The sequence below is a fragment of the Endozoicomonas sp. genome, assembly GCF_051008435.1.
Classification (GTDB): Bacteria; Pseudomonadota; Gammaproteobacteria; order Pseudomonadales; family Endozoicomonadaceae; genus Endozoicomonas_A.
In genome coordinates this window covers 1-6040 of record NZ_JBPCXO010000441.1, presented here as the reverse complement: position 1 = coordinate 6040, position 6040 = coordinate 1, and the positions used below count along the sequence as shown (strand labels likewise).

6 protein-coding genes are annotated in these 6040 nt (G+C 46.8%); 2 read left to right on the top strand and 4 right to left on the bottom strand.

Features of this window, described 5'->3' with window-relative positions:
* Positions 1-487: 487 nt before the first annotated feature.
* A complete protein-coding gene (locus ACR2PX_RS21930; protein ID WP_434001492.1) occupies positions 488-880 on the top strand; it encodes a response regulator in 393 nt (130 codons plus the stop codon).
* A gap of 9 nt (positions 881-889) precedes the next feature.
* Here ACR2PX_RS21930 and ACR2PX_RS21925 read toward each other — a convergent pair whose 3' ends face one another.
* From ACR2PX_RS21925 to ACR2PX_RS21915, 3 genes are all read right to left on the bottom strand, one after another.
* Positions 890-1288: an acyl-CoA thioesterase gene (locus ACR2PX_RS21925; protein WP_434001491.1), complete on the bottom strand. Its 399-nt coding sequence runs from the start codon at positions 1286-1288 to the stop codon at positions 890-892.
* A gap of 86 nt (positions 1289-1374) precedes the next feature.
* Complete coding sequence (locus ACR2PX_RS21920; RefSeq protein WP_434001490.1) at positions 1375-2757, bottom strand: TRAP transporter large permease; 1383 nt, start codon at positions 2755-2757, stop codon at positions 1375-1377.
* Positions 2750-3268: a TRAP transporter small permease subunit gene (locus ACR2PX_RS21915; protein ID WP_434001489.1), complete on the bottom strand. Its 519-nt coding sequence runs from the start codon at positions 3266-3268 to the stop codon at positions 2750-2752. The genes ACR2PX_RS21920 and ACR2PX_RS21915 overlap by 8 nt, the downstream gene beginning before the upstream one ends.
* Before the next feature lie 339 nt (positions 3269-3607).
* Between ACR2PX_RS21915 and ACR2PX_RS21910 the strand changes: the two genes are divergently transcribed.
* Complete coding sequence (locus tag ACR2PX_RS21910) at positions 3608-4573, top strand: PstS family phosphate ABC transporter substrate-binding protein (protein ID WP_434001488.1); 966 nt, start codon at positions 3608-3610, stop codon at positions 4571-4573.
* A 172-nt stretch (positions 4574-4745) separates the two neighbouring features.
* Here ACR2PX_RS21910 and ACR2PX_RS21905 read toward each other — a convergent pair whose 3' ends face one another.
* The gene (locus ACR2PX_RS21905; RefSeq protein ID WP_434001487.1) at positions 4746-5711 is read right to left on the bottom strand and encodes a hypothetical protein; all 966 of its coding nucleotides are present in this window, start codon (positions 5709-5711) and stop codon (positions 4746-4748) included.
* Between the last annotated feature and the right edge of the window lie 329 nt (positions 5712-6040).

Sequence of the window (6040 nt, the reverse complement as noted above, 5' to 3'; positions counted from 1 at the left end):
GGATTTGGCCATTTTTTATGATTCTTTTCGTTGAATAGCTCGCTATTCGCCTCAAATAATCATAAAAACTGTCTCAAACCGGACTTTTTCTCGCTACGGTCGGCTAAGTCCGACAGACTCCTAGGAGCTGTTGAGGTTTTGTTTTCGCACTCAGCAGTTTCTGGAGCATTCAGGCGGGCCGCGTAGGTGCCAGGCGCAGTAGTGCGGTAATACTGAACGTCTTTCAAACGACTGCGCAGTCATGGATGCTCTGAAAAGCGGCCATCCCGGCAACTGCTCCTGCGTTGCTCTAGCTCCTGCATCCATGCAGTCGTAGTGCGTTAAACCTCCTTGACGTAGAAAAGCTACGCCTTCCTCGATTTGCCTTGTATATGACCGCTTTTCGGTAGCACTGAGCACAAAACAAAACCTCAAAAGCCCCTAAAGAACTCAGCATTTCTTCAGATATTGATAATAGGGAAATCAGGCCACAGGCAAGGATTAGCCAGTGTCAGCCAAGGAAAACTATAACCTCCATATCCTGGTCGTTGAAGACAATCAGGTAAACCAGATGGTGGCGAGAAAGCTGCTGGAAAAGCTGAGCTGTACCTGCAAAGTGGCTGAAAACGGTCAGGAAGCACTGGAAATCCTGGGAACTTCAGAGATCTTCGACCTGATTCTCATGGACTGCATGATGCCCATCATGGACGGCCTGGAAGCTACTGAGAACATCAGAGCTTCCGGTCAGAGTTTTGCCAGCATCCCTATTATTGCCTTCACGGCTAATGCCATGGAGTCCGATCAGATAGCCTGCAAAGCAGCAGGTATGGACGATTTTCTGGACAAACCAGTGACCCTTGCCCGTTTATCAGAAAAGCTGGCTCTCTGGGTCAAAGATTAAAACTAATTCCTAATATTCAGCACTCTGAATACGACGCGTTCTACCCTGCGGATCAATCGCCACAAAAACCATACTGGTTTCAGTCAGCTTGGCACTGCCGTGTTTATCTTCTACCCAGGCTTCAACTACCGTTCGAATCGACGTTTTGCCAACCTCTGTAACACGGGTGAACAGAGAAAGAATATCGCCCATTTTCACTGGACGCATAAAACTCATACTACCGATGCTAACGGTGACCACACGCCCTCTCGCAATCTTTCTGGCCATAATTTCTCCAGCCTGATCGACTTGCATGGCCACCCAGCCACCAAAGACATCCCCCGTCGTATTTACTGACTGATAATCAGCCAGTACTTTAAGCGTCAGTTCCCCCTGAGGCCCGGGAGCGAGATCATTACCCAGTTCCATATTGCTCTCCAGCACTTATTGTTTTTATTGTTTTTATTGTTTTTATTGTTTTCGTTGCGACTTACCCGGAAAAACCGGTCAGACTCCTAGCCGTACAGTTTTTCCGGAAGCCACGTTGCCAGCTCCGGCCAGACTGCCAATGCACACAGTAATAACAGTTGAATCATTACGAAAGGCACAACGCCTTTGTAGATATCAGTCGTACTAACTTCTGGGGGAGCTACCCCCCTGAGATAGAAAAGCGCAAAGCCGAATGGTGGCGTCAAAAAAGATGTCTGTAAATTAACAGCAATCATAATGCCCAGCCAGACAGGATCCAGTCCCATAGCCAAAAGAACCGGCCCTACCATCGGGACAATGACAAACGTGATTTCAATAAAATCCAGAATAAATCCAAGCAGGAACATGACCAGCATCACCACCAGGACAGCTGTAAATACTCCTCCTGGCATATTGGCAAAGAGTTCATGAATCAGCTCTTCGCCACCAAATCCTCTGAACACCAAAGAGAAGATTGAAGCCCCTATCAGAATTAAAAACACCATACAGGTGACTTTTGTCGTATTAGAAAAAGTTTCTGACAACGTCTGAACAGTTAGCTGTCGTTTAATCCCCGCCAGCAAAAAAGCACCGATAGCGCCCACACCCGCTGCTTCCGTTGGAGTCGCTGCACCTGCCAGAATTGATCCCAGAACTGCACCCATCAAGAGCAAAGGAGGCAACAGATTCATGAGCAGGGAGCCATGATCTCCATCATCATAAGCCTTGATATCTTTATCAGAGAGTCCCGGTGCAGCTTCAGGATTCTTCCAGGCTACGATCAACAGGTAGGTAGCATAAGCCGCTACCAGAATCAGGCCCGGAATGATTGCACCTACGAACAGATCACCCACAGATACTGTTTTAGGAGAGAAGATACCCATCTTCAATTGAGCCTGCTGGTAAGCTGTGGATAAAACATCTCCCAGAAGAACCAGAGCAATGGAGGGAGGAATAATCTGACCAAGGCTTCCAGTCGCACAAATGGTTCCTGTTGCCAGAGATGTCGAATAACCCCGTTTTAACATGGTTGGCAGAGACAGCAACCCCATGGTCACAACGGTTGCCCCAACAATCCCTGTACTTGCTGCCAGCAGCATGCCTACAAGCGTTACAGAAAGACCCAGACCGCCTCTCATTTTGCCAAAAAGACGGGCCATACTTTCCAGAAGACCCTCAGCAACCTTGGATTTTTCCAGCATACAGCCCATGAATACAAACAGAGGTACGGCCATCAGTGTCTGATTGGTCACTATGCCAAACAGCCTGCTGGGTAAAGCATTAAGAAAAGACGGGTCGAACAATCCGGTCATTACACCCGCTCCGGCAAATGCCAGAGCGGTGCCCGCCAGAGAAAAGGCAACCGGATAGCCTGCCAGTAGCACCAGGCAGACCATTGCAAACATAAAGAGTGGGATGTATTCAGCCATCTTCCGGGGACTCCTTTCCTGCCAGAATAAGCACTGACCTCAAAAATTCTGCCACTCCCTGCAACAACATAGTGGCGACAAACACCAGAATCAGGCTTTTCAAAACATACACCAGCGGTAATCCGCCCGGGTCTGATGACGTTTCCATGATCGCCCAGGATCGGGAAACATAGTCAAAGCTCATCACACCAATAAAGAAACAGACCGGAAACAGCAGAAACAGGGTTCCCAGGCAATTCACCCATGCTCGCTGCCTGACACTCATGCGATTGTAAAGAACGTCTACCCTGACATGGCCACCCTGCTTGAGGGTGTAACTGCTGGCTCCAAGAAAAATAAGAGTATGGAAATACATCGCCAGTTCCTGAAGGGCAATGGAACCGGAGTTAAACCAGTAGCGAAGAAGAACTACGAGACAAACACTGACGACCAGCAACAGGTTAAACCCGCTTAGAAGGCGCCCTAATTTCTCTGTAAATCTGTCAATACCGGCGACTGCTGTTATTATCATTTTCCAGCCGGTGGTCATGTCTATCCTGCCTGTTACATCAATTTATTATTTTTTTTCTTGTAAAAAACTTTACCACTTTGTTGGCAAAAGATTCTTTCTCCAGAGCCTGTTTCATGGCTGTTGAAACGAATTATAACGACAGCTTGAAGACAGTTACACCCTGTTCAGGCAATTCATCAGCTATCTTCAAAAAGCTGATGAGTGAATGCAGTGACTTAACATTGCAGATATTGCGGATAAACAGCTTTCATTGTCGTTCATATAATTGTCATATTTCCGCCTTATAGTTTTTGCCAGTAGACAAAGATGGCTAAAAGAATCCTTTCAGGAGACACATGGATGAAGCTTAAAGTTCTAATAACAACAATCGCCCTCGCTACTGGAATCCAGGCCGCCACTGCCAGTCAGATTGACGCTGAGATCCCAATTTACAAGAAAGCCAGTGGTGTATCAGGAAACCTGTCCAGTGTCGGCTCTGACACCCTGGCCAACCTGATGACCCTGTGGGCAGAAGATTTCAAGCGTGAATACCCTAACGTGAATGTACAGATTCAGGCTGCAGGTTCTTCTACCGCACCTCCTGCTCTGACTGAAGGGACTTCTAACATTGGCCCTATGAGCCGTAAGATGAAAGACAAGGAACTGGAAGCTTTTGAAAAGAAGCACGGCTACAAGCCGACTCCTGTACCTGTTGCCATCGATGCTCTGGCTGTATTCGTCAACAAGGACAACCCCATCAAGGGTCTGACCATGGCTGACGTAGACGCCATCTTCTCTTCCACTCGTAAGTGTGGCGGCGACAAAGACATCAACACATGGGGTAGCACTGGTCTGGACGGAGCTTGGAAAAACCGTTCAATTCAGCTGTATGGCCGTAACTCTGTATCCGGAACCTACGGTTACTTCAAAAAGAAAGCCCTGTGTAAAGGTGACTTCCGTAACAACGTAAACGAACAGCCTGGTTCAGCTTCTGTTGTTCAGTCCGTGAGTGCTTCTGTAAACGGCATCGGCTACTCCGGTATCGGCTACAAGACTTCCAGCGTTCGTACTGTACCTCTGGCCAAGAAATCCGGTCAGCCGTTCGTTGAAGCTACTCCAGCAAATGCTGTAAACAACACTTATCCACTGGCTCGCTTCCTGTACGTATACGTAAATAAGCAGCCCAACAAGAAACTGCCTCCTCTGGAAGCTGAATTCCTGAAGATGGTTCTGTCTCAGCAGGGTCAGGAAGTCGTTGTTAAAGACGGTTACATCCCACTGCCTTCCAAGGTGGTTGAAAAGTACCTGTCTGAACTCAACCTGTAATACACAGATTCATGAGTTACCCACGCGGGGCCATCTGGCCCCGTTTTTATTTACAGGGACGTAATGTATCCCAGAAATGCACGACTACAGGATGTAGGAGTTAGAGCGAAGCAGGAGCCCGAGCCGAGGAGCAATTTCTGGGATAACAATAAGAATCACCTCCCGCCCAGAATCATTTCTTATCCTCAGAATCCTCCGGGTCTGGCCCCAGTCTCTGCCTGAGACCTCTGGCAAAATGCCACCTGAGATCAAGCGGTAATACATTGATTAAATGAGAAGCAAGGTTCTCTGGCAAATGATCGGTTTGTTGCTGTGCAGCAGCAGTAAGCTGTATCAAAAAATGACTGACTCCATTCTGAATCGAAACCTGATCCTGACTTTGCTCAGAACCACTGCTCATTGAGAGAGCATATAACAACGATTGAGACAGCTCAGAAGTCATCACTTCCTGCCCTTGAAGTAAACGCGATGCCATCGCTTCTATCTCTGAGTTAGCAGAAAGTTCCAGAATATGAAGAAAGTAAACCAACTGTTGAAAGGAAAAATATTCAAAGAGTTCATGGGTGTACTCTTCTAGCACCAGAGCATTAATGGCACGATCAAGAGTGACAGTTTTTTTACTTAAATCTATTTCATAACCTAATGTCACCAGATGAGCCTGGATGTAGTCAGCTTCTTCTTCCACATTGTATTCATCCATGGATAAGTCAAAATCATTGGTGGATGCATACAGTAAAAACGCTACCAGCAACCTGGATAGCATGCCATCTTCACTGATTTCTTTAATGACCATCAAAGACAGGCGTTTCATAGCCTGTTTTCCAAACAGCTTTAATAGTAATTCTCTTTTCCATCGGGCTTGCTGTGCTTTCATCGCCCAGTATTTTCTTTTTTCTTCTTCAGAGGAAAAATAATGCTCTTCCGGCGGTTCATCATCACCGCCCGTTAATCCCAGAGTTTTGTGAGCCTGACTGGGACTAAAAGCTGTGTAGTACTTTTTTCTTGTCGATTTATCCTTATTTTCAGGTTCAACACTGCCCGAGCGGCTCGATGTACTGGTGGGAACACTTTTGGGCCACTGAGACATTACGGTTCGATTGTGGACGCTATCCGATGCAGCAAAAGAAAAAGCGTTCATACCTAAAGCCCAGTGAGACATCGAAACCTCTGCGAACCCTAGCCCACAGTAGAAAATGCCACACAAACAGGAAACCTGACGGAAGATTCTTGCCAAAAGATTTTCCAATGCACTACACCCATTAAATTAAAATCAACATCCTATTGTCGTGGTAGTGTAGATCAGCTATCGGGCGGTTTTTTGATGCTTGAAACTTATTCGATCTAGGAGTCTGTCGGACTTAGCCGACCGTAGCGAGGAAAAGTCCGGTTTGAGACAGTTTTTATGATTATTTGAGGCGAATAGCGAGCTATTCAACGAAAAGAATCATAAAAAATGGCCAAATCAGG

Bases quoted from the DNA above. Each gene is read 5' to 3' on its own strand.
- ACR2PX_RS21910 (WP_434001488.1), top strand. From the start codon at position 3,608: ATGAAGCTTAAAGTTCTAATAACAACAATCGCCCTCGCTACTGGAATC.
- ACR2PX_RS21920 (WP_434001490.1), bottom strand. From the start codon at position 2,757: ATGGCTGAATACATCCCACTCTTTATGTTTGCAATGGTCTGCCTGGTG.
- ACR2PX_RS21915 (WP_434001489.1), bottom strand. From the start codon at position 3,268: ATGATAATAACAGCAGTCGCCGGTATTGACAGATTTACAGAGAAATTA.
- ACR2PX_RS21925 (WP_434001491.1), bottom strand. From the start codon at position 1,288: ATGGAACTGGGTAATGATCTCGCTCCCGGGCCTCAGGGGGAACTGACG.
- ACR2PX_RS21905 (WP_434001487.1), bottom strand. From the start codon at position 5,711: ATGAACGCTTTTTCTTTTGCTGCATCGGATAGCGTCCACAATCGAACC.